We start from the raw sequence: 24,191 nt of genomic DNA on the forward strand, positions 1-24,191 counted from the left end.
AAAAGCGCAGGGGTATTTGATATCAAGCCGTTTTGGGCAAGGACATAATCACCTCGGCGAAGCGGACAAGGTCACCATCCACGACATCCCGTGCAGTCGCCCGCCGCATCGGCCGGTTTTCCATCGCCCCCATCTCGTTGGCGAGCTCGTCAGGTGAAACAGCATCAAACGCCACCGGCAGCGCGCGCCGGATGTCGCAGCGATCCATCAGATCAGAAGTAAAGCCCGGCAGCTCCTGCGCAGACGCAAGGCCGATGGCTTTCGCCGCGGCATCCAACTCCGCAGTGGGCGCCGCAACAAGCCAGGGCAAGGTCGCCTCGAAACCCAGTGCCGTGGCGAGGCCATGACGAATGGGAGCAAGGCCCGCCAGCGCATGGCTTATATTGTGGGCGATGGCCGTGCCGCAATTATCGACGGCGATACCGGCGTAACACGAGCCCAGCAGAACCTTTCCGCGTGCATCGAGATTGCCCGGTGCCTTAACGGCCGTTTCCAATGCGCCGGCAACCAGCCGCATCGCCTCATATGCATAGAGCTGTACGCCGGCATGGGTGTTACGGTTGGTGGCGGCTTCGAATGCGTGGATGAAAGCATCCATCCCGCACCAGGCAGTCAGGTGCGGTGGCAGCGATACCGTCAGGGCAGGATCGAGGATGACCAGATCGGCCTTGGTTTCAGGCCCCCAAATCCAGAGTTTTTTGCCCTCGTCACCGGCAAAAATGCTGGTCGCAGACATTTCCGCGCCGGTCCCGGCCGTGGTCGGAACCAGTATCTTCCTGAGTGGATTTTTCGGCAGAGGGTTGGCCGCCAACGCATAAAACATCGGGTCCTGGCCAGAGGCAGCGCAGCAGGCGGTGATCTTGGCGATATCCATCGCAGAGCCTCCGCCGACGCCGATAACCTGCTGCGCACCTTTTGCCGCCCGTGTTGCGGCCTGGAGATGGGGAAGTTTCGGCTCGCCGGCAAAGTCGGCAAACAACGCCGCAGTAATGCCATGCGCTCTCAGGTCGTCAATCAGCCGGTTGGCCAGCCCGGAGGCAGCCAGAAAGCTGTCCATGACCACCAGCGCCCGATCGATATCGCCAAGCACTGCTGCCGCTGCGGCCGTTTCAGAAAAACTGCCCGCACCAAAACGCATGTCTGGAATGAAGGAATTTGAGAACATCAATGCTGCCCGCCCCCCTGGAAGTGACGGTATCAACATGCCTGATCAACTGGGATCTGCAAACCTGCAAATCCCGGAAATGAAAAGGGCGACCCGAAGGCCGCCCCGATCATTTGATATGAGCTCCAGCCTCAGCCGGAAACCGTGTTGTTCAAGTGCGTCAGATCCACCAGGAACTGCTCGAGCTTGGTCTTGTGCTCGTCGCTATCGGCATTATCCAGTTCTTTCTGGGCATGCTCGATGCGGGACTGCAGCTTTTCACGCGTGAGAGCCTGCAGCGGCAGAGCCGCTTCGGCCAGCAGCGTGCAGCCCGTCGGCAGGATGTCGGCAAATCCACCGATAACGGCGTATTTTTCCGTCTGGCCGGAAGCGAGCTTCACGGTCACGATGCCAGGCTTGATGGTTGTCATCGTCGGTGCGTGATTGGCCAGCACCGTCATCTCGCCAAGGGTCGCCGGGATAACGACTTCGCTTACCTGTTCGGAAACGAGAAGGCGCTCGGGCGATACGAGTTCAAAATTGAAGGTGTCGGCCATGACGGTCCACTTTCAGATGATGTTGCAGGCAAGAGCCGACGGCGCGTTTGTCACGCGCCGTCGAAGCATCAATGAGATCAGGCAGCAGCCTGCAGCTTCTTGGCCTTTTCGACCGCTTCTTCGATCGAGCCGACCATGTAGAAGGCTGCTTCCGGAAGGTGGTCGTATTCGCCGGCGACGAGGCCCTTGAAGCCCTTGATCGTGTCTTCGAGAGCAACCAGCTTGCCCGGCGAACCGGTGAACACTTCGGCGACGAAGAACGGCTGCGACAGGAAGCGCTCGATCTTGCGGGCGCGGGCAACCGTCAGCTTGTCTTCTTCCGACAGTTCATCCATGCCGAGGATGGCGATGATGTCCTGAAGCGACTTGTAGCGCTGCAGGGTCGTCTGAACCTTACGAGCGATTTCGTAATGTTCTTCACCAACGATCAGCGGGTCGAGCATGCGCGACGTCGAGTCGAGCGGGTCAACAGCCGGGTAGATACCCTTTTCAGCGATCGAACGCGACAGAACCGTCGTTGCGTCCAGATGGGCGAACGAGGTTGCCGGTGCCGGGTCGGTCAAGTCGTCGGCGGGGACGTAAATGGCCTGAACCGAGGTGATCGAGCCGGTCGTCGTGGTCGTGATGCGTTCCTGCATCTGGCCCATGTCGGTGGCAAGCGTCGGCTGATAACCAACGGCCGAAGGAATACGGCCGAGCAGAGCCGACACTTCCGAACCAGCCTGCGTGAAGCGGAAGATGTTGTCGACGAAGAACAGAACGTCCTGGCCCTTGTCGCGGAAGTCTTCAGCGATGGTCAGACCGGTCAGAGCGACGCGAGCGCGCGCGCCCGGCGGTTCGTTCATCTGGCCGTAAACGAGAGCAGCCTTGGAGCCTTCGCCGCCGCCGTGCTTGTTCACGCCCGATTCGATCATTTCGTGGTAAAGGTCGTTACCTTCGCGGGTACGTTCACCCACGCCGGCGAATACCGAGTAACCACCGTGCGCCTTGGCGACGTTGTTAATCAGTTCCATGATGAGAACCGTCTTGCCAACGCCGGCGCCGCCGAACAGGCCGATCTTGCCGCCCTTTGCGTAAGGCGCGAGAAGGTCGACGACCTTGATGCCGGTGACGAGGATCTGGCCTTCGGTCGACTGCTCGACGTAGGACGGTGCTTCCTGGTGAATGGCGCGCTTGCCCGAAGTGACCAGCGGGCCGGCTTCGTCAACCGGTTCGCCGATGACGTTCATGATACGGCCGAGCGTCTCGGGACCGACCGGAACGGTGATCGGTTCGCCGGTGTCGCTGACGGGCTGGCCGCGGACCAGACCTTCGGTCGAGTCCATAGCGATCGTGCGGACGGAGTTCTCACCGAGATGCTGCGCAACTTCGAGAACGAGGCGGTTGCCGTTGTTCTCGGTTTCAAGTGCGTTCAGGATCGCCGGCAGTGCGCCTTCGAACGATACGTCGACGACGGCGCCGATAACCTGGGTGACCTTGCCGGTTGCTGCGGCAGTAACGCTCTTGGCGCGGGTCTTCAGGGTAGCTGCTCTAGCCATGTTTCTTACCCTTTCTAAGGCCTTCAGAGCGCTTCCGCGCCCGAGATAATTTCAATCAGTTCCTTGGTGATCTGCGCCTGACGCTGACGGTTGTAGGACAAGGTCAGCTTGTTGATCATATCACCAGCATTGCGGGTCGCGTTGTCCATAGCGGACATCTGCGCACCGTAGAAGGAAGCGTTGTTTTCCAGAAGCGCCCGGAAGATCTGCACGGCAACGCTGCGTGGCAGCAGGTCTTCGAGGATTTCCTGTTCGCTCGGCTCGTATTCGTAGAGTGCTGCAGAGGCACTATCAGCCTCGGAAACACTTTCGAACTTTGCCGGGATGATCTGCTGGGCTGTTGCCACCTGCGAGATAACCGACTGGAAACGAGCGTAGAACAACGTCGCGATATCGAACTCGCCAGCATTGAACATCGTCAGCACGCGGCCCGCCACGTCATCCGCCTGAACGAAGCTAAGCTGCTTCACTTCGCGGAAGGTGACGTAATCGACGATGTTTTCGCGGAAGGAACGACGAAGAATGTCGTTGCCCTTGCGGCCGACCGTCAGGATCTTGACCGTCTTGCCTTCCGACAGAAGCTTCAGCGCGTGGTCGCGGGCAAGGCGGATGATGGAGGAGTTGAAGCCCCCAGCCAGACCGCGCTCGCCGGTGGCGACCACAAGAAGATGAACCTGGTCCTTGCCGGTACCCGACAGAAGCAGAGGTGCTTCCGCGTTGCCGGCATTGGCAGCCGCAAGGCTGGCAAGAACCTTGTCCATGCGTTCCGCGTAGGGACGTGCGGCTTCGGCGGCCTCCTGGGCGCGACGCAGTTTTGCCGCGGCGACCATTTTCATCGCCTTGGTAATTTTCTGCGTCGCCTTGACGGAGGCGATCCGGTTTTTCAGATCCTTAAGTGAAGGCATCCGTTATCGGTCCTCGGGCTAGTTCCGGTTTCAGGCGAAAGACTTGGCGTAGGCGTCGAGCGCAGCCTTGAGCTTTGCCTTGGTGTCGTCGGAAACCTGCTTCTCGGTGCGGATCGCATCGAGAACCGGCTTGCCTTCGCCACGCATGTAGGACAGCAGGCCCTGCTCGAACTTGCCGACGTCGGAAACCGCCACCTTGTCGAGGTAGCCGTTAACACCTGCGAAGATCACGGCAACCTGCTCTTCCGTCTTCAGCGGCGAGAACTGCGGCTGCTTCAGGAGTTCCGTCAGACGTGCACCACGGTTCAGCAGGCGCTGGGTCGAGGCATCGAGGTCGGAACCGAACTGAGCGAAGGCGGCCATTTCACGATACTGGGCAAGCTCGCCCTTGATCGAACCGGCAACCTGCTTCATGGCCTTGATCTGAGCGGCAGAACCAACGCGCGAAACCGACAGACCGACGTTAACGGCCGGACGAATGCCCTGGTAGAACAGGTCGGTTTCAAGGAAGATCTGGCCGTCGGTGATCGAGATCACGTTGGTCGGAATGAAGGCCGAAACGTCGTTACCCTGCGTTTCGATGACCGGCAGAGCCGTCAGCGAACCGGCACCGGCATCGTCGCCCATCTTGGCGGCGCGCTCGAGCAGACGCGAATGGAGATAGAAAACGTCGCCCGGATAAGCTTCACGGCCCGGCGGGCGGCGCAGCAGAAGCGACATCTGACGATAGGCAACAGCCTGCTTGGAAAGGTCGTCGTAACCGATCAGGGCGTGCATGCCGTTGTCACGGAAGTATTCGCCCATGGCGCAACCGGCGAACGGTGCGAGGTACTGCATCGGAGCCGGGTCGGAAGCCGTGGCAGCAACGATGATCGAATACTGCAGGGCGCCGCGCTCTTCCAGAACCTTGACGAACTGGGCAACGGTCGAACGCTTCTGGCCGATAGCAACGTAGACGCAGAACAGCTTTTCGCCGTCCGGGCCGTTGTCGTGGATGGCCTTCTGGTTCAGGATCGTGTCGAGAATGATGGCGGTCTTGCCGGTCTGACGGTCACCGATGACGAGCTCGCGCTGGCCACGGCCAACCGGGATCAGAGCGTCGACAGCCTTGAGGCCGGTCGACATGGGCTCATGAACCGACTTGCGCGGAATGATGCCTGGAGCCTTGACGTCGACGCGCGAACGGCGGGTCGCGTTGATCGGGCCCTTGCCGTCGATCGGGTTGCCAAGCGCGTCAACAACGCGGCCGAGCAGTTCCGGACCAACTGGAACGTCAACGATGGCGCCCGTACGCTTGACGGTGTCGCCTTCCTTGATGGCGCGGTCGGAGCCAAAGATAACCACGCCGACATTGTCGGCTTCGAGGTTAAGGGCCATGCCGCGAACGCCGCCGGGGAACTCGACCATTTCACCAGCCTGGACGTTGTCCAGACCGTAAACGCGAGCAATACCGTCACCGACGGAAAGCACCTGGCCGACTTCGGAAACTTCGGCTTCCTTGCCGAAATTCTTGATTTGATCTTTAAGAATTGCGGAAATTTCCGCGGCGCGGATGTCCATCAGCCAACCTCTTTCAGTGCAAGCTTAAGGGTGGAAAGTTTGGTGCGAAGGGAGGTGTCGATCTGGCGCGAACCAACCTTGACGATCAAACCGCCGAGAAGCGACGGGTCGACAGTCACATTGATGGTGACATCCTTGCCAGTGACGCCCTTCAGCGCCGTCTTAAGTTCTTTGTCCTGCGCTACGGTGAGCGCATGCGCCGAGGTGACCTCGGCAACAATTTCGCCGCGGTGAGCCGCAGCAATTTCGCGGAACGCGCGGATCATGCCCGGCAATGCGAACAGGCGGCGATTACCGGCAACGACCTTGAGGAAATTGGAAACAACCGGACCGAGAGCGGCCTTTTCGGCGATCGCCGTTACAGCTGCCTTCTGCTCTTCCGAAGAGAAGACCGGGCTCACCACGAGGCGGCGCAGATCTGCACTTTCATCAAGCATCGCCTGAAAACGGTCAAGATCGCCAGCAATCTGTTCGATTGCATTGGCCTCGACAGCCAGCTCGAAGAGCGAGGATGCGTAACGTTCGGCAACGCCGGAAATACGCTGGGATGTGTCTGCCACGGGCACGAATTCCCTGATTATCATCCAAGCGGAAGGCCTGTTTTGAGCAGTCCAACAAACGCTTGAAATCGTTTCGTTTTCTCGAAACGAACAGGGAACCTCCCCCCGCCGTTCTTTTTAATTCGCGGTTCGTCTAGCATAGGACGTTTGGACTCGCAACACGCGCGGCGCCGCAAAACACCCTCTCCACGGTGGGTTTGCGTGTTTTTAGGCTGTTTCCACGAAACAAGGCGGCGCGACCGGTGGTCACAGGCTAAAACGTGGCCGTCAGAAATACCCGAGGGAATAGCCAAGCGGCCCGGCAGCAAGCAGAAGCTGCAGGGTCAGAAGCGCGATATTGCGCACCACAAGACCGCGATCGAGGAAGAGTGACAGCAGGCGTCCCAAGGCCGCAAAACCGAGCGTGACGCCGACGGCCAGATAGTAGAAATCCTGCGCGAACAGCAGCGCGCAAATCGGCAGCCCGAGATAAAGACCGCCGGTCGAGCGGGTGGCGCCATAGCCTTCGGGTGTGATCTGTCCGACCTGAAAACCGCCGAGACGCAGCGCCGTGCCGGGCAGCACAAGCAGGAAAAGACCGATCAGGGCCGTGGCGGCGGATGCCACGAAGGCGATCTGTTCGGGTAGTTCGGTCGGAAAATAGAATTCCATAGGGCTTCCGCTCCATGCATGCATAGTGTGAGGATGTGTAGCAGCTAACCGGTTATGGTTAAAGAAAGCTCTGCGGATCGACGTCGAGCTGAACCTGAACCGATCCGCGCTGCTTTGGCCCGGCATTCAGCATGACGCGCAAAAATGCCTGCATGTCGGAATTGCGGCGCCCATGCACGAGCAGACGGAAACGATGGCGGCCGCGCACCAAAGCCAGCGGCGCTTCGGCAGGTCCGAGTACGGCAATGCCGGTCACTTTTGGCGCCGCAGCCCGCAAGCCGCGCGCATGGGTTTCGGCATCGGCGCGCGTTTCGGCGGATATGATGATGGAGGCCAGACGCCCGAACGGCGGCAGGATGGCTTTTTCGCGCTCGTTGATCTCGCGCTCGTAAAAGGCCGAGGCATCACCCGAAACGATCGCCTGCATGACCGGGTGCATCGGCTGGTAGGTCTGCAACAGGCCGTGGCTCTTCAGACCTGTACGACCGGCGCGGCCCGTCACCTGGCTGAGCAGCTGGAACGTGCGCTCGGCGGCGCGCGGATCGCCATTCGCCAGCCCCAGATCGGCATCGACAATACCGACCAGTGTCATCAGCGGGAAGTTATGACCCTTGGCGACGAGCTGTGTGCCAATGACGATATCCGCCTCACCATTGGCGATCGCCTCCAGCTCCAGCCGCATCCGCTTGACGCTGCCAAGCAGATCCGAGGACATGACGATGGTACGGGCATCGGGAAAATGCTTTTCTACCTCTTCGGCGATTCGCTCAACGCCCGGCCCACAGGCAACGAGGTGATCGAACGTGCCGCAGTCCGGGCAATGTTCCGGCGTATGCTGGTGATATCCGCATTGGTGGCACTGTAGTTGGTTCTTGAACCGGTGCTCCACCAGCCAGCTTGAACATTGCGGGCACTGGAAACGGTGACCGCATACCCGGCAGAGCGTCAGCGGTGCATAACCACGGCGATTGAGGAAGAGCAGAGATTGCTCCTTGCGCTCAAGCGTGCGTGCCATGGCCCGCAGCAGAAGCGGCGACAGGAACCCGCCGCGCTCGGGCGCATGCCGGCGCATGTCGATCAGATGCAGGTCCGGCATCGCCGCGTCACCAAAGCGGGTCGGCAGTTGCACGAGATTGTAGCGACCGGACAGGCCGTTGACCTGGCTTTCCACCGAGGGCGTGGCCGACACCAGCACGACCGGGAAATCCCCGATACGGCCGCGCACCACTGCCATGTCGCGGGCATTATAAAAGACGCGGTCTTCCTGCTTGTAAGCCGGGTCATGTTCTTCATCGACGATGATAAGGCCAAGCTCTTCGAACGGCAGGAACAGCGCCGAACGTGCACCGGCCACCACGCGCACCTCGCCGGTCACCACACCGCGCCAGACCTTTTCCCGCATGCGCGGCGAGAGATCGGAATGCCATTCGCCGGGCTTTGCGCCAAAACGATCCTGAAACCGCTCAAGGAAGGCAGGCGTCAGCGCGATTTCCGGCAGCAGGATCAGCACCTGCTTGCCACGCCGCAGCGTCTCGGCGATCGCCTCGAAATAGACTTCGGTTTTGCCCGATCCGGTCACGCCATCGATCAGCGACGCGGAAAAGCCCCCTTCGCGAATCGAGGCGACGATTTCCGCTGCCGCTTCCTTCTGCACGCCTTCGATGCGCGGCGCCGTATAATCCGGCTCCGGCCGCGCCACGACAGGTGGCGGCGGCAGGAATACGGTTTCGAAAATACCTTGCGCGGTCAGCCCATCGATCACGCTCATCGACACACCGGCCGCATGGGCAAGACCACTGCGCGTCCACGCAATATCCTCACCCTTGGCGATATCCAGAACCCGCACACGCGCCGGCGTCAGACGCTCCGGCTGGCCGCCGATATAACGCACCGCCTCGACCATCGGCTCGGGATCAAGCGCTGCCGGCGCACGCACCGCCATACGCGCAACCAGACCCGGTGGCGAGAGTGTGTAGGCGGCAACCCAATCGACGAAATCGCGCATTTCCTTGGAAAGCGGCGGACAATCGAAAGCGAGCGTGATCGGCCGCAACTTCTTCGGATCAAGCCCATCCTGGCTTTCGCCATCCCAGACCACACCGATCAACGGGCGCGGCCCAACGGGCACCTGCACAACGGAACCGGGTTCGACATGCATGCCTTCGGGCACGGCATAACTGTAGGGACCCGGCACCGGCAAAGGCACGAGAACGGGCACCACGCGCTTCAGCGGCGGCGCCTCGAACAGTGAACCGAAAAGACTGGTATTATCTGTGCCCAAATCATCTATGCCCGTGTGCGGCGACCATGCCGAAAGAGAGAACAAAAGTGAACCCTCTACCGATCACTCGTCCTCACTATCAAAGCCCGGAGACGGCAAAATAACGATTGCAACATGTCAAAAACGGTCAGGCCGCAGCCGACTTGTCATTCACTCCGAAGGCAAAACGCGCATCGGCATCCGCCGCCAGATTATGCACCGTATGCCGCTCCAGCGCCTGCGTGACGTCGTTGATATCACCATCCAGCGCTTCGGGCGGGATCAGGTGACCGACCGTCATGTCGAAGCGGTTACCCTTCTTATTCAGGAGTTCGTAAAACACCGTCATGTCACGCAATTCGGTCGACCATTTGGCAAACCAGTAAAACAGGCCTGAATTGCGTGCCGTCATATGGATCGGCAGGATCGGCAGATTGTATTTGCGGGCAAGCCCGACCGCCGAGGTTTTCCACGGACGCTCGTTGAGCTTGCCGTTTTCCCAATAGGCGATACGACCGGACGGAAACAGCACCATGACCTTGCCGGCCTCGACAGCCTGATTGGTCAGCACCAGCGTCTCGCGGGTCTTCAGCTTGCTCTTGTGTTCCTCGCGCCATTCCACAGGAATGATTGTTTCGGCAAAACGCGGATTGACGCGCACCGCATCCCGATTGGCGAACACCATGATATCCGGCCGCTTCGGCTTCAGGAGATCGAAGACGGCAACGCCATCGGCAATACCGGTCGGATGGTTGCTGACCAGAATGAAGCCGCCGGACGCCGGAATGCGATCGGCATGATGAGCCTGCACATCGAGATGCAGCAGATCGCTCATATACTCGAAACACTCGAAACCGCTCAGATTGGCAACATCATTGGCAAAACCGATAGCGCGGTCATAACGAAGCAGCGAATAGAGGAACGGTCGCATCAGCGGCCACAGCGGATGTTTGACGATTCGCTGGCCGCGTTCCGCAATCAGGGTATCAACGATGTGTCCGGGGCGGCCTTGGGAGACGAGCGCGATCGTTTGAGCAAAGTGACCGAGTGCGGTCGAATTATCGCGGCGCGCCATACAAACTCCATTACCACTTGCCGTATATCGCAGTCCCTCGTCATGTCAAAACGACAATGCGCAGGCTTTAGGGAATTCGTAACGGAACCATCGGCAATGTGGGATTTTGGCACACGAATTCAACAGGCTTGTGATGAACGAAATCCTGATCATTGCAGCGCCCGAACTTCTGGAGAAGCGCCGGGAATGGATGGAAAGCCTGTCCGACGAGCGCCGACTTTCCGAAAACACGCTCAATGCCTATGAACGCGACACCCGCCAGTTCCTGAAATTTCTGACAGGCCACCTCGCCGAACCAGCCCGCATAAGCGACATTCACACGCTGCGTCCGGCCGATCTGCGCGCTTTTCTGGCGGCCCGCCGACGCGAAGGCTCCGGCAACCGATCGCTCGGCCGTCATCTTGCCGGTATACGGTCATTTCTGCGGTATCTGGAGCGCAAGGGCCTCGTCAATGCGGCCGGTGCTTCGGCCATCCGCACACCAAAACAGCCGAAATCTCTGCCGAAACCATTGTCGGACACGCAGGCGATCGCTGTTGTCGGCCAGAATGCGCAATTGCATGAAGAGCCGTGGATCGCTGCACGCGACGCTGCCGTCCTGACCTTGCTCTACGCCTGCGGCCTGCGCATTTCCGAAGCGCTCGACCTGACGCCATCCGACATGGCGGCGGGCGCGACCTCATTGCGCATAACCGGCAAGGGCAACAAGATGCGCGTCGTGCCGCTTCTGCAGGCAGCACTGGAAGCGGTGGAGACATACAAACGCCTCTGCCCCTATCATCTGCCGGACAACGAGCCGCTGTTTCGCGGGGCTCGCGGCGGAAAACTGCAGCAGGCGATCATCCAGAGCGAAATGCGCAAGTTGCGGGGCGCACTCGGCCTTCCGGAAACCGCGACGCCGCACGCCCTGCGCCATTCCTTCGCCACCCATCTTCTGGCCGGCGGCGGCGACCTGCGCACCATTCAGGAACTGCTCGGCCATGCCAGCCTGTCGACGACACAGGTCTATACCGGCGTCGATGCCGCACGCCTGCTGGAAGTCTACGACCGCGCCCACCCCCGCGCCTGAGCGGGCGGTAAGCAATGCTTAACCACGCCCGTTAAGGGCTTTTCGACACCGAAGCGATACATCGGCCCTATGACAAAATTTGCCTTCACCTCGTCCAGACATCCGTTTTCGCGCCAGCCTGGCGATATCGCCCTATGGCTGCTGGCAACGCTGCACGTCATCGTCTTTCTGTCCTTCATGGTCGTTGTGGCATCTTTGTCTCCCGCGCATGCGCAGGATGCGAGCGCACAGGCAGCGCCCGTCTGCACCGGCAACAACGTGCTGGACGAATTGAAGACACAGGATCCGGCGCGCTACGCCAAGGTGATCGCCGAAGGCGAAAAGACACCGAACGGCAAGGGCATTTTCTGGAAGATCGAAAAGGACGGCGTCCCGACATCGTATCTGCTCGGCACCATGCATGTCACCGATCCGCGCGTGCTCGCAATGCCGGCAGGTGCTGCCGAGGCGGCAAAGGATGCAAAAACGATCGCCATCGAATCGGATGAGATCCTCGATGAGAAGAAGGCAATGGCCGGTTTGATGACCAAACCGGACCTGCTGATGTTCATGGATGGCAAGACCATCAAGACACTTCTGCCTGAAGAGCAGGTGGCAAAGCTCGAGGCCGCTCTGAAGGAGCGCAATATCCCGCTCGCCGCCGTTCAGAGTTTCAAACCCTGGATGATATCGGGCATGATCGCGCTTCCCGCCTGCGAACTGGCACGCAAGGCCAATGCCGCGCCTTTCCTCGACAAGAAGATCGCGCTCGACGCCATTGCTGCAGGCAAGCCGGTAAAAGGCCTTGAATCGATGGAGGAGCAGCTTTCCGCAATGGCAGCCCTCCCCCTCGACCTGCATCTGAAATCGCTCGCGGAAACGCTCGATCTCGGTTCACGTATGAACGACGTGACCGAAACCATGACGGCGCTTTATGTGGCCGGTGATATCGGCCTGACAGTGCCTATGCTGCGGGCGCTGACGCCTGAAGACGACAAGGAAGCCGATGCCGGTTATGCCGAGTTCGAAAAGATGATCGTCACCAAACGCAACCATGTCATGGCGGACCGCTCCGCCGCGCTGTTCAAGGAAGGCGGCCTGTTCATGGCTGTCGGCGCACTTCACCTGCCGGGTGAGGAAGGCGTGATCGAACTGCTGCGCAAACAGGGCTTCAAGGTTTCCGCCATCAATTGATAGGCGTCAGCTGTCGCGCGATGTTGCGCAGCATGGTCTTGACGATCAGCCTGTGAAACGGCGTGATGGCTGCAATGTACAGACGTCCGAGCAAGATCTTTCGGTAAACCAACGTTGTTGCTGAAACGATCGAAAGACCGTTGTCTCCATTCTCGACATCAACGACAACCCGGAAATCCAGATGCCTGTCGTCGAACCCGACCACGACTTGACGATCTGATTGTTTGACGATCGGGAAAAAACCTATCCGTTCGGTCGTTGTACCTGCGAGATCACCCGTGGACTGCAATCCGGCCAGAGCAACGATGCCGTTTCGCATTTTCAACAGCAATCTCACCCATAGCGGAAAAGAGCCGAAGGCAAGACGTGCCGCCTCTATTGCCGACAATTGCGGGTTTGCGACTTGCAGGGCATAACAATCGGCCCAATCGGCGCGCGGAAAAATCGGGTGCGGTAATTGAGGTCGACTGAAAACCGGCATCCGGCTGAAATCGTCAACTTTTGTCATGGCCCAACCCTACACCCGGCGATTTGCGCTCTCCAGCACAATAGATTTCCGTAGAGCCGACAAGGCAACAAAAAACCGCCGCCTGCATGACAGACGACGGCTTTCTGTTCGAATAATTCGATCGATCACATATGGATCGGCTTGGCGAAGGTCGAAAGAGCCGCTTCCTTGACCGCTTCCGACATGGTCGGGTGGGCATGGCAGGTACGGCCGAGGTCTTCCGACGAACCACCGAATTCCATGAGAACCGTGATTTCATGGATCATCTCGCCGGCGCCAAAGCCGACGATATGGCCGCCGAGAACGCGATCAGTTTCCTTGTCGGCCAGGATCTTCACGAAACCGTCCGTCACCTGCATGGCGCGAGCGCGGCCGTTCGCGGTGAACGGGAACTTGCCGACCTTGTAAGCGATGCCGGCAGCCTTCAGCTCTTCCTCGGTCTTGCCGACGGAAGCGACTTCCGGCTGGGTATAAACGACGCCCGGAATGACATCATAGTTCACATGGCCGTGCTGGCCGGCGAGGATTTCGGCAAGCGCCACACCCTCGTCTTCCGCCTTGTGCGCCAGCATCGGACCCTTCACGACGTCGCCGATGGCATAAATGCCGGCAACATTGGTCTTGAAGCCATGGTCGATTTCGACGCGGCCACGGTTGTCGAGCGCCACGCCGGCACCTTCGAGACCAAGGCCTTCAGTGTAGGGCTTGCGGCCGGTGGAGATCAGCACGACATCGGCCTCGAAGGTGACAGCATCGCCGCCCTTGACCGGCTCATAGGTGACCTTGGCGCCCGTTTCGGTCTTTTCGACGGCCGTAACCTTGGCTTCGGTGCGGATATCCATGCCCTGCTTGGCGATCATCCGCTGGAACTGTTTCGACACGTCGGCATCCATGCCGCCGAGCAGCTTGTCGAGATATTCGATGACGGTGACCTTGGCGCCGAGACGCAGCCAGACCGAACCGAGCTCAAGGCCGATGACACCGCCGCCGACGACGATCAGGTTCTGCGGAACCTTGTCGAGTTCCAGTGCACCGGTCGAGGAAACGATGACCTTCTCGTCGATCTCGACATTGACGCCCGGAATGCCGGCAACGTCGGAACCGGTGGCGATGACGATGTTCTTGGTCTCGAGCTCCTGAACCTTGCCGTCTTCAGCGGTAACGGAAACCTTGCCGGCTGCAACGATCTTGCCGGTGCCGATAAAGCCATCGATCTTGTTCTTCTTGAACAGGAAGGACACGCCCTCGACGTTCGACTTGATGGTGGCCTCCTTGTGCGCCATCATCTTTTCGAGGTTCAGCTTGGGCGCTGCGATTTCGATGCCGAGCGAGTCCATGCCGTGAGCGGCGTGATGGAACATTTCCGATGCATGCAGCAGAGCCTTGGACGGGATGCAGCCGACATTGAGGCAGGTGCCGCCATAGGTGGCGCGCTTTTCGATTACGGCGACCTTGAGGCCGAGCTGCGCTGCCTTGATGGCGCAGACATAACCACCGGGGCCGGAACCGATAACGATCACATCATAGGACATTGTTTCTTTTCCTCTTGAGATTGTCTGTTTAGTCCGCCGCACGGGTCAGTGCGAGGCGGAAGCCGAAGCCGACCAGAGCGGCACCGGTAATGCGGTTGAACCATTTGCCGCTTGCGATGAAGCGGTCGCGAACGGCCTTGACCGTAAAAAAGGTGGAGACACCGGCGAACCAGACGGCCAAGGCCGTCGCCATGCCGATGCCATAGCTGAACTGGATCAGAGCCGGCGTATCGTGATGCACGAGCGTCGAAAACAGCGACAGGAAGAACAGCACAGGCTTGGGGTTCAGCGCGTTGGTGATGAAGCCCATGCCCAGGCATTTCAGAGCCGAGATCGGCTTGCGTTCCGCCTCGGATACCTTGATCTCCTCGACATTAAAGCCGGGCGCGCGAAACGACATGATGCCGAGATAGATCAGGTAAGCCACACCCGCCAACTTGATCAGCGAAAACAGCATCAGCGATTGCGAGACGATCAGCCCGAGACCGAGAATGGTGTAGCTGATGTGAAACAGCAGCGAAAAGCCCATTCCGAGGCCGGTCATCATCGCTGCTCGGCGGCCATGCACGATGCTCTGGCGCAGGATCACGGCAAAGTCGGCGCCCGGAACGACGATGAAGATTGAGAAGACGGCCATCAGGCCGAGAAATTCAAGGAGGTATTGCATGTTCACACCGCCATTGGGGTCATCGACCGCCGCTCACATTGAGGATCGAGCCCGTGATATAGGAAGCCTCGGATGACAACAGGTAGAGCACCGCATCGGCGATCTCTTCAGCCGTTCCAGCACGCTGCATCGGAATAGTCGGCGCCATGTCGCGCGCCCGATCCGGCAGGCCGCCGGAGGCATGGATTTCGGTGTCGATGACACCCGGCCGCACCGCATTCACTCGCACACCTTCGGTGGCGATTTCACGGGCGAGACCGATGGTAAACGTGTCGATCGCGGCCTTGGAGGCGGCGTAGTCGACATATTGCGAGGGAGAGCCGATGATTGCAGCCATCGATGAAATATTGACGATAGCGCCGCCACTCCCGCCATGTCGGGTCGACATTCGGCGAACCGCTTCGGCGGCGCAGAGAATGGAGCCGGTCACGTTGATACGCATCATCCGCTCGAGGCGCTCGACCGACATCTCGTCCACCCGCGCCTGCGCATCCACAATGCCGGCATTGTTGGCAAGTCCGTCCAGCCGTCCGAATTGCTTGTCGACGGCTTGAAACATCGCCGCGATATCGGCGGCATTGCCAACATCACCCTTGATCGCAAAAGCCTCGCCGCCACTGGCCTCGATCGCGGAAACGACAGCATCGGCCGCAGCCTTGTTGGCAGCGTAGTTCACGGCTACCCGCCATCCCTTTGCAGCAGCAAGCCGGGAGATTGCAGCGCCGATACCACGGCTGCCGCCGGTTACGAGCAGGACGGGGTTTTCAGTCATGGCAGCACACCCCTACTGTGATCGACGGTGCCATCACAGGAACAACCCGATCATCATCAGCAACAGCCCAAGCAGGCTGACCACCCAGACCAGCGAGCGCACATAGGCAACACCGCCGAGATAAAGCGGGATGTAAACAATACGCGCAATCAGCCAGACCCAGCCGCCGAGCAGGCCGAGACCCGACGTATCACCGGTCAAGATCATCGCCAGCAGCAGGCCGATAAAGGCCGGATAGGTTTCCTGGAAATTTTTGGAAGCGCGGGCAGAGCGGCCGGCAAGCGCACTCTTCGGCTCATTATCGCCGTCACGCGGCCCGGCATTCCATTCCAGGCCGCGTTCCTTGGTCGCAAAATTCCCCTGCAGGAGGATATGAACCACGAGCAGGACGACGCTTAAGGCTAGCAGCACCAGCAGCGTGGTGGCATTGGCAGAAGCGGCGTCCATCGTGGTCTCCTCCAGTCAGGATGGAATGATCAGAGGTCCAGAACCAGACGTTCCGGATCTTCCAGGCTTTCCTTGACGCGCACGAGGAAGGTAACCGCTTCCTTGCCGTCGACGATGCGGTGATCGTAGGAGAGCGCCAGATACATCATCGGGCGGATGACGACCTGACCGCCGATGGCGACCGGACGCTCCTGGATCTTGTGCATACCGAGAATACCCGACTGCGGTGCATTGAGGATGGGCGAGGACATCAGCGAACCATAAACACCACCATTGGTGATGGTGAACGTGCCGCCCTGCATGTCGGCCATCGACAGCGAACCGTCGCGGGCTGCCTTGGCAAGACGCCCGAGTTCCTTTTCGACGCCGGCGATCGAACGCTGGTCGGCATCACGGATAACCGGAACCACCAGACCCTTGTCGGTGCCGACAGCCATGCCGACGTGGCAGTAGTTCTTGTAGATGATGTCGGTGCCGTCGATTTCGGCGTTGACGGCCGGCAGTTCCTTCAGCGCGTGCGTAACGGCCTTGGTGAAGAAGCCCATGAAGCCGAGCTTTACGCCGTGCTTCTTCTCGAACACGTCCTTATAACGGTTGCGCAGGTCCATCACGGCCGACATGTCCACCTCGTTATAGGTGGTCAGCATGGCTGCGGTGTTCTGGGCATCCTTGAGGCGCTTGGCGATGGTCTGGCGCAGGCGCGTCATCTTCACGCGTTCTTCGCGGGGTGCATCTTCAGCCGAAGAGACCGGGCGTGGTGCCGCAACAGCAGCAGCAGGTGCTGCCGGAGCCGACGTGCCCTTGGCAATGGCAGCGATGACGTCGCCCTTCAGAACCTGGCCACGCTTGCCGGAACCATCGACATCAGCGGTCGAGATGTTGTTGTCGGCAGCGATCTTTGCGGCGGCCGGAGCAGCCGGCATGGCGGAACCGCCAGCCGGTGCGGCAGCAGCAGCCGGTGCAGGAGCTGCGGCCGGTGCTGCTTCAGCAGGCTTGGCAGCGGCAGGCGCCGCAGAAGCGGTACCGGCAGCACCTTCGGCGATCTGGCCGAGCAGGGCATCGAGGCCAACGGTTTCGCCGTTCTGGGCGACGATCTCGGTCAGGACGCCGGATACCGGGGACGGCACTTCGACGGTGACCTTGTCGGTTTCGAGTTCGACCAGCGGCTCATCGGCCTTGACGGTGTCGCCGACCTTCTTGAACCAGGTGCCGACGGTCGCCTCGCTGACGGATTCGCCGAGGGTGGGAACGCGGATTTCGGTGGCCATGACTTGTTTCCGTTTTTGTCAGGTGTTCGTTGAATTTGCGAAAGGTGGAAGGCTGAAGGATCAGCCGCCCAATGCGTCTTCGAGGAAGGCTTCGAGCTGCTGCAGATGCTTCGACATCAGACCCGTTGCCGGAGAGGCGGCGGCCGGACGGCCGGTATAGCGCACGCGCTGATACTTGGCGTCGATATGCGCCAGCACCCATTCCAGGTAAGGGTCGATGAACGACCATGCACCCATGTTCTTCGGCTCTTCCTGGCACCAGACCATTTCGGCATGGCGGAAGCGGGAAAGCTCGTTGATCAGAGCCTTGGCCGGGAACGGATAGAGCTGTTCGACACGCAGCAGGTAGACATCGTCGATGCCGCGCTTTTCGCGTTCTTCGAGCAGATCGTAATAGACCTTGCCGGTGCACATCACGACGCGGCGGATCTTTGCGTCCTTCTGGAGCTTGATCGGACCGTCCTTGATCACCTCGGCATCATCCCACAGCAGACGGTGGAACGACGATTCGCCGGCCATTTCGGCAAGCGTCGAAGTGGCGCGCTTGTGGCGCAGCAAGGATTTCGGCGTCATCAGGATCAGCGGCTTGCGGAAGTCGCGTTTCACCTGGCGGCGCAGGATGTGAAAATAGTTCGACGGCGTCGTGCAGTTTGCGACCTGCATGTTGTCTTCCGCACACATCTGCAGCCAACGCTCGAGACGCGCCGAAGAGTGCTCCGGACCCTGACCTTCATAACCATGCGGCAGAAGGCAGACGAGACCGGACATGCGCAGCCACTTGCGTTCGCCAGACGAGATGAACTGGTCGAACACGACCTGCGCGCCGTTGGCAAAATCACCGAACTGGGCTTCCCAGAGCGTCAGAGCGCTCGGGCGGGCCAGCGAATAACCGTATTCGAAACCGAGCACAGCTTCTTCCGAAAGCATCGAGTTGATGACTTCGTATTTGCCCTGGCCGGCCTGCAGGTTGGAAAGCGGAATGTAACGCTCTTCGGTGTCCTGATCGTAGAGAACCGAGTGACGCTGGCTGAACGTGCCGCGTTCACAATCCTGACCCGAGAGGCGGATTTTCGTGCCTTCGACGGCGAGCGAACCGAAAGCAAGCGCTTCCGCCATAGCCCAGTCGATACCTTCGCCGGTCTCGACCATCTGGGCGCGGTTTTCCATGAAACGCTTGATGGTGCGATGGACGTTGAAACCGTCCGGAATGGTCGCCAGCTTGCGACCGATTTCCTTGAGGCTCTTCATCGGCATGGCGGTCTTGCCGCGACGCTGTTCATCGGCATTGTCGGCCGAGCGCATGCCCGACCACTGGCCATCCAACCAGTCGGCCTTGTTCGGCTTGTAGGCCTGGCCGGCTTCGAATTCGGTCTCCAGATGGGCGCGCCAGTCGGCCTTCATCTTCTGGAAATCACCGTCGGTGATGACGCCTTCGGCGACCAGACGATCGGCATAGATCTCGGCCACGGCCTTATGGGCGCGAATAACCTTGTACATCTTCGGCTGGGTGAACGAAGGCTCGTCGCCTTCGTTATGGCCGAAGCGACGGTAGCAGAACATGTCGATCACGACCGGCTTGTGGAACTTCATCCGGTATTCGGTGGCGATCTTGGCAGCGTAGGTGACCGCTTCCGGATCGTCGCCGTTGACGTGGAAGATCGGTGCTTCGATCATCTTGGCGACGTCGGACGGATAAGGCGACGAACGCGAGAAACCGGGATTGGTGGTGAAACCGATCTGGTTGTTGATGATGACGTGCATCGTGCCGGCAACGCGGTGACCGCGCAGGCCCGACAGGCCGAGGATTTCGGCAACAACGCCCTGGCCGGCAAAAGCCGCATCGCCGTGCAGCAGCAGCGGCAGAACCTTGGAGCGCTCGGACAGCGGAATGATGTTGTCCTTGTCCCAGACCTTGGTCAGCATGTCCTGCTTGGCGCGGGCCTTGCCCATGACAACCGGGTTGACGATTTCAAGGTGCGACGGGTTGGCCGTCAGCGACAGGTGAACCTTGTTGCCGTCGAATTCGCGGTCGGAAGAGGCACCGAGATGGTACTTCACGTCGCCCGAACCTTCGACTTCGTCAGGCTTGAACGAGCCACCCTTGAACTCGTGAAAGACGGCGCGGTGCGGTTTGTGCATGACGTTGGTCAGAACGTTCAGGCGGCCACGGTGGGCCATGCCGACGATGACTTCCTGCAGGCCTTCCTGGCCGCCGCGCTTGATGATCTGTTCCAGCGCCGGGATCAACGATTCACCGCCATCGAGGCCGAAACGCTTGGTACCCTTGTATTTGACGTCGATGAACTGTTCGAAACCTTCGGCCTCGACCAGCTTGGACAGGATAGCCTTCTTGCCTTCAGGCGTGAACTCGACGCCCTTATCCGGACCTTCGATACGCTCCTGAATCCAGGCTTTCTCTTCCGGGTTCGACATGTGCATGAATTCGACGCCGATCGTCGAGCAATAGGTGCGCTCGAGAATATCGATCATCTCGCGCACGGTGGCGTATTCCAGGCCCAGCACGTTATCGATGAAGATCTTGCGATCGTAATCGGCATCGGTGAAGCCGTAGGAAGATGGCGACAGTTCGTTATAGTCGTCGACCGGGCTGGCGATGCCGAGCGGATCGAGCTTGGCATGCAGGTGGCCACGCATGCGATAGGCGCGGATCATCATGATGGCGCGCACGCTGTCGCGGGTCGCCTGATGAACTTCTGCGGGGCTTGCCGGCTGGCCGGTGACGGCAGCAGCAGCTTCGACCTTGGCCTTGACCTTGGTTTCAATGGCCTTTTCCACCACGACCGGCCAGTGGCCGTCGAGGGCCGAAACAAGATCGCCGCTGGCAGCCAGCGGCCAGTTGGCGCGCTTCCAGGAGGCGCCCTTGGCGGCCTTTTTCACGTCCTCGGGATTATCGGCCAGTGCCTTGAAGAAGGCCTGCCATTCCGCGTTGACCGAATTCGGATCCTCTTCGTAACGCGCGTAGAGCTGCTCGATATAGGGAGCGTTCGCGCCGTCGAGGAACGAAGTGATGAGAAACTGCTCGTTGGCTTCTTGCCGTGCCATGATGTCCCGCGGGCGCCGCGCCCGCCTCCTCACGTAATTGAGGGCCGGGAAAACAAAGCGCCGGCCGCCGCTTGGGTCTTGTCTTTTAGATCCGCATCAAGCGGCAGCACCCGAGGGCACTGGAACGGGAGGCGGAGATGCCGCCTGCCCGTATTCTTTCGACCACATCCGGCCCTGAAGGCCGGTCGTGGTCCCTATGTGGCGTCAGCCCTTGAGGACTTCAACCAGCGTGGTGCCGAGGCGTGCCGGGGAAGGCGAAACCTTGATACCGGCTGCTTCCATGGCAGCGATCTTGGATTCCGCATCGCCCTTGCCGCCGGAAACGACAGCGCCGGCATGGCCCATGGTGCGACCCTTCGGAGCCGTACGGCCGGCGATGAAGCCTGCCATCGGCTTCTTGCGGCCCTTCTTGGCTTCGTCGATCAGGAACTGGGCTGCATCTTCTTCAGCCGAACCGCCGATTTCACCGATCATGATGATCGAAGTCGTGGCTTCGTCGGCCAGGAACATTTCCAGCACATCAATGAACTCGGTGCCCTTGACCGGGTCGCCGCCGATACCGACAGCCGTCGTCTGGCCGAGGCCTTCGTTGGATGTCTGGAAAACGGCTTCATAGGTGAGCGTGCCGGAGCGCGAAACGATACCGACCGAACCCTTGCGGAAGATCGAGCCCGGCATGATGCCGATCTTGCATTCTTCCGGCGTCAGGATGCCCGGGCAGTTGGGGCCGAGCAGGCGCGACTTGGACTTGTCGAGGCGAGCCTTGACGCGGACCATGTCCATGACCGGGATGCCTTCGGTGATGCAGGTGATGAACGGGATCTCGGCGTCGATTGCCTCGATGATGGCGTCGGCGGCACCTGCCGGCGGAACGTAGATGACCGATGCGTCAGCACCGGTGCGTTCCTTGGCTTCTGCGACGGTCGCAAAGATCGGCAGGCTTTCACCCTTCGAACCGGTCCAGGTTTCGCCACCCTTCTTCGGGTGGATACCGCCGACCATCTGCGTGCCGTAATAGGCAAGCGCCTGTTCGGTGTGGAACGTGCCGGTCTTGCCGGTCAGGCCCTGAACCAGGACCTTGGTATTCTTGTTTACGAGAATAGACATTTATCAGGTCCTCAAATTAGGCTTTGATCGCCGCGACGATCTTCTTGGCTGCATCGTCGAGATCGTCAGCTGCCGTGATCGCGAGACCGGATTCGTTGAGGATCTTCTTGCCGAGCTCGACATTGGTGCCCTCGAGACGAACGACGAGCGGAACCTTGAGACCGACTTCCTGAACGGCTGCGACAACGCCTTCGGCGATGACGTCGCACTTCATGATGCCGCCGAAGATGTTGACGAGGATGCCCTCGACCTTCGGGTCAGCCGTGATGATCTTGAAGGCTGCAGCCACCTTCTCCTTGCCGGCGCCACCGCCGACGTCGCAGAAGTTTGCCGGCTCCTTGCCGTATAGCTTGATGATGTCCATCGTCGCCATGGCGAGACCGGCACCGTTGACCATGCAGCCGATATTGCCGTCGAGAGCAACGTAGGCGAGGTCCCACTTGGAGGCTTCGATTTCCTTGGCGTCTTCTTCGGTCTCGTCGCGCAGCGCCTTGACGTCGTCATGGCGGAACAGGGCGTTGCCGTCGAAGGACATCTTGGCGTCGAGGACGCGCAGATGGCCGTCCTTCATGACGATCAGCGGGTTGACTTCGAGGAGAGCCATGTCCTTTTCGCCGAACGCCTTGTAGAGCGCCGGGAAGAGCGCCTTGGCGTCTTCGGCAGCCGCACCCGAAAGCTCGAGAGCCTTCGAAATCTTGGCAACGTCGTCAGCCGTCACACCGGCCTGCGGTTCGATGGCGATCGTGTGGATCTTCTCAGGCGTGTCGTGAGCGACAGCTTCAATGTCCATGCCGCCTTCGGTCGATACGACGAAAGCAACCTGACCGACCGAACGGTCGACCAGCAGCGAGCAATAGAGTTCGCGCTCGATGTCGGCGCCGTCTTCGATGTAGAGACGGTTGACCTGCTTGCCGGCATCGCCCGTCTGGGCGGTTACCAGCGTGTTGCCGAGCATGTCCTTGGCGTGCGCCACGACTTCTTCGATCGACTTGGCAAGGCGAACACCGCCCTTTGCGTCGGGGCCAAGTTCCTTGAACTTGCCCTTGCCGCGGCCACCAGCATGGATCTGGCTCTTGACGACGTAAAGCGGACCCGGAAGCGACTTGGCAGCAGCTTCGGCTTCCTCGACCTTGAGGATGGCCACACCTTCGGCGACCGGAGCGCCAAAGCCCTTCAGAAGAGCCTTGGCCTGGTATTCATGAATGTTCATGGGGCGATGTCCCTGTTTGAATGAGTGCGGCGCCGATTACTTGAGAGCCGGCGCGATCGTGATGCAGGCTTCGCAAAGACCGGCGACAGCGCCGACCGACTTCTGGAAGGCCGCTTCTTCGTCCTTGGTGAATTCGACTTCGATGATGCGCTCGATGCCGCCGGCACCGATGATCGTCGGAACGCCGACATACATGTCGTTAACGCCGTACTGACCCGAAAGATGGGCAGCGGCCGGCAGAACGCGCTTCTTGTCCTTGAGGTAGGATTCGGCCATTTCGATCGCCGAGGCAGCCGGTGCGTAATAGGCCGAACCGGTTTTCAGCAGGCCGACGATTTCGGCGCCGCCGTCACGGGTGCGCTGGATGATTTCTTCGAGACGTTCCTTGGTGATCCAGCCCATCTTGACCAGATCGGTCAGCGGAATCCCACCGACGGTCGAATAACGGGCGAGCGGCACCATCGTGTCGCCGTGGCCGCCGAGCACGAAAGCGGTGACGTCCTGAACGGAAACGTTGAATTCTTCGGAGAGGAACAGGCGGAAGCGCGAGCTATCGAGCACGCCGGCCATGCCGACGACCATGTTCTTCGGCAGGCCGGAGAACTTCTGCAGCGCCCAGACCATCGCATCGAGCGGGTTGGTGATGCAGATCACGAAGGCGTTCGGGGCATATTTCTTGATGCCGGCGCCGACCTGTTCCATGACCTTGAGGTTGATGCCGAGAAGATCGTCGCGGCTCATGCCCGGCTTGCGGGCAACGCCGGCGGTAACGATGCAGACATCAGCGCCTTCAATCGCAGCATAGTCGCTGGCACCGGTCAGCTTGGCATTAAAGCCTTCGACGGGGCCGGACTGAGCGATATCGAGGCCCTTGCCCTGCGGAATGCCGTCGGCAATGTCGAACAGGACGATGTCGCCCAGTTCTTTCAGGCTGGCGAGATGTGCCAGCGTGCCGCCGATCATGCCGGAGCCAATAAGTGCAATCTTCTTGCGTGCCATCGAAATGCTTCCTCTCCATTCACACTCATGGCCGGCACATACAACGGTCGACCGATGTGGGGAGAGGACATAAACCGGCTGCGACAAATTGGCAACCGATTAATTCAAAGCTATATTTTTCAATCG

The 24,191-nt window shown here is 60.0% G+C and carries 21 protein-coding genes; 2 read left to right on the top strand and 19 right to left on the bottom strand.

The annotated features are described in order from the left end of the window. Positions 1-22: 22 nt before the first annotated feature. The 9 genes from AAIH70_RS19570 to AAIH70_RS19610 form a co-directional block, all read right to left on the bottom strand. Positions 23-1,165, bottom strand: coding sequence for an iron-containing alcohol dehydrogenase (locus AAIH70_RS19570; protein WP_245519254.1), 1,143 nt, complete (start codon positions 1,163-1,165; stop codon positions 23-25). Between the two features lie 131 nt (positions 1,166-1,296). Next, a complete protein-coding gene (locus tag AAIH70_RS19575) occupies positions 1,297-1,701 on the bottom strand; it encodes a F0F1 ATP synthase subunit epsilon (protein ID WP_132277209.1) in 405 nt (134 codons plus the stop codon). Positions 1,702-1,778: 77 nt separating this feature from the next. Then, complete coding sequence (atpD, locus tag AAIH70_RS19580; RefSeq protein ID WP_132277211.1) at positions 1,779-3,239, bottom strand: F0F1 ATP synthase subunit beta; 1,461 nt, start codon at positions 3,237-3,239, stop codon at positions 1,779-1,781. Positions 3,240-3,262: 23 nt separating this feature from the next. Further along, on the bottom strand, positions 3,263-4,144 hold the full coding sequence (locus AAIH70_RS19585; protein WP_132277213.1) for a F0F1 ATP synthase subunit gamma: 882 nt from the start codon (positions 4,142-4,144) through the stop codon (positions 3,263-3,265). Between the two features lie 30 nt (positions 4,145-4,174). Further along, the gene (gene atpA, locus AAIH70_RS19590; protein WP_132277215.1) at positions 4,175-5,704 is read right to left on the bottom strand and encodes a F0F1 ATP synthase subunit alpha; all 1,530 of its coding nucleotides are present in this window, start codon (positions 5,702-5,704) and stop codon (positions 4,175-4,177) included. Further along, entirely contained in the window at positions 5,704-6,270 is a 567-nt protein-coding gene (locus AAIH70_RS19595) for a F0F1 ATP synthase subunit delta (RefSeq protein ID WP_132277604.1), read from the bottom strand. The genes atpA and AAIH70_RS19595 overlap by 1 nt, the downstream gene beginning before the upstream one ends. A gap of 261 nt (positions 6,271-6,531) precedes the next feature. Beyond that, positions 6,532-6,915, bottom strand: coding sequence for a DUF4345 domain-containing protein (locus AAIH70_RS19600; RefSeq protein ID WP_132277217.1), 384 nt, complete (start codon positions 6,913-6,915; stop codon positions 6,532-6,534). A gap of 58 nt (positions 6,916-6,973) precedes the next feature. After that, a complete protein-coding gene (locus tag AAIH70_RS19605) occupies positions 6,974-9,196 on the bottom strand; it encodes a primosomal protein N' (RefSeq protein WP_132277219.1) in 2,223 nt (740 codons plus the stop codon). A gap of 127 nt (positions 9,197-9,323) precedes the next feature. Then, a complete protein-coding gene (locus AAIH70_RS19610; RefSeq protein ID WP_132277221.1) occupies positions 9,324-10,250 on the bottom strand; it encodes a GNAT family N-acetyltransferase in 927 nt (308 codons plus the stop codon). 133 nt (positions 10,251-10,383) lie between these two features. Here AAIH70_RS19610 and AAIH70_RS19615 point away from each other — a divergent pair, with 133 nt between their 5' ends. Further along, complete coding sequence (locus tag AAIH70_RS19615; RefSeq protein ID WP_132277223.1) at positions 10,384-11,319, top strand: tyrosine recombinase XerC; 936 nt, start codon at positions 10,384-10,386, stop codon at positions 11,317-11,319. A gap of 69 nt (positions 11,320-11,388) precedes the next feature. Next, positions 11,389-12,492, top strand: coding sequence for a TraB/GumN family protein (locus AAIH70_RS19620; protein ID WP_132277225.1), 1,104 nt, complete (start codon positions 11,389-11,391; stop codon positions 12,490-12,492). Here the strand turns inward: AAIH70_RS19620 and AAIH70_RS19625 are convergent. The 10 genes from AAIH70_RS19625 to mdh all read right to left on the bottom strand — a co-directional run bounded on the left by AAIH70_RS19625 (position 12,485) and on the right by mdh (position 24,065). Then, on the bottom strand, positions 12,485-13,000 hold the full coding sequence (locus AAIH70_RS19625; RefSeq protein ID WP_245519255.1) for a DUF2867 domain-containing protein: 516 nt from the start codon (positions 12,998-13,000) through the stop codon (positions 12,485-12,487). The genes AAIH70_RS19620 and AAIH70_RS19625 overlap by 8 nt on opposite strands. Before the next feature lie 125 nt (positions 13,001-13,125). Then, the gene (lpdA, locus tag AAIH70_RS19630; protein ID WP_281033627.1) at positions 13,126-14,553 is read right to left on the bottom strand and encodes a dihydrolipoyl dehydrogenase; all 1,428 of its coding nucleotides are present in this window, start codon (positions 14,551-14,553) and stop codon (positions 13,126-13,128) included. A 7-nt stretch (positions 14,554-14,560) separates the two neighbouring features. Continuing rightward, positions 14,561-15,199 (bottom strand): LysE family translocator, encoded by a 639-nt coding sequence (locus AAIH70_RS19635; protein ID WP_132277229.1) that lies wholly within the window; start codon positions 15,197-15,199, stop codon positions 14,561-14,563. A gap of 19 nt (positions 15,200-15,218) precedes the next feature. After that, a complete protein-coding gene (locus AAIH70_RS19640) occupies positions 15,219-15,971 on the bottom strand; it encodes an SDR family oxidoreductase (RefSeq protein WP_132277231.1) in 753 nt (250 codons plus the stop codon). A 33-nt stretch (positions 15,972-16,004) separates the two neighbouring features. After that, positions 16,005-16,418, bottom strand: coding sequence for an MAPEG family protein (locus AAIH70_RS19645; RefSeq protein WP_132277233.1), 414 nt, complete (start codon positions 16,416-16,418; stop codon positions 16,005-16,007). Between the two features lie 29 nt (positions 16,419-16,447). Then, positions 16,448-17,686, bottom strand: a complete 1,239-nt coding sequence (odhB, locus tag AAIH70_RS19650; protein WP_132277235.1) for a 2-oxoglutarate dehydrogenase complex dihydrolipoyllysine-residue succinyltransferase — start codon at positions 17,684-17,686, stop codon at positions 16,448-16,450. 60 nt (positions 17,687-17,746) lie between these two features. Then, the gene (locus AAIH70_RS19655) at positions 17,747-20,749 is read right to left on the bottom strand and encodes a 2-oxoglutarate dehydrogenase E1 component (RefSeq protein WP_132277237.1); all 3,003 of its coding nucleotides are present in this window, start codon (positions 20,747-20,749) and stop codon (positions 17,747-17,749) included. A 204-nt stretch (positions 20,750-20,953) separates the two neighbouring features. Continuing rightward, the gene (gene sucD, locus AAIH70_RS19660) at positions 20,954-21,856 is read right to left on the bottom strand and encodes a succinate--CoA ligase subunit alpha (protein ID WP_112429332.1); all 903 of its coding nucleotides are present in this window, start codon (positions 21,854-21,856) and stop codon (positions 20,954-20,956) included. A gap of 16 nt (positions 21,857-21,872) precedes the next feature. Beyond that, positions 21,873-23,066, bottom strand: coding sequence for an ADP-forming succinate--CoA ligase subunit beta (sucC, locus tag AAIH70_RS19665; RefSeq protein ID WP_132277239.1), 1,194 nt, complete (start codon positions 23,064-23,066; stop codon positions 21,873-21,875). Positions 23,067-23,102: 36 nt separating this feature from the next. Then, positions 23,103-24,065, bottom strand: coding sequence for a malate dehydrogenase (mdh, locus tag AAIH70_RS19670; protein WP_132277241.1), 963 nt, complete (start codon positions 24,063-24,065; stop codon positions 23,103-23,105). Between the last annotated feature and the right edge of the window lie 126 nt (positions 24,066-24,191).

This window comes from Neorhizobium sp. BT27B, from assembly GCF_050455485.1.
Classification (GTDB): domain Bacteria; phylum Pseudomonadota; class Alphaproteobacteria; order Rhizobiales; family Rhizobiaceae; genus Neorhizobium.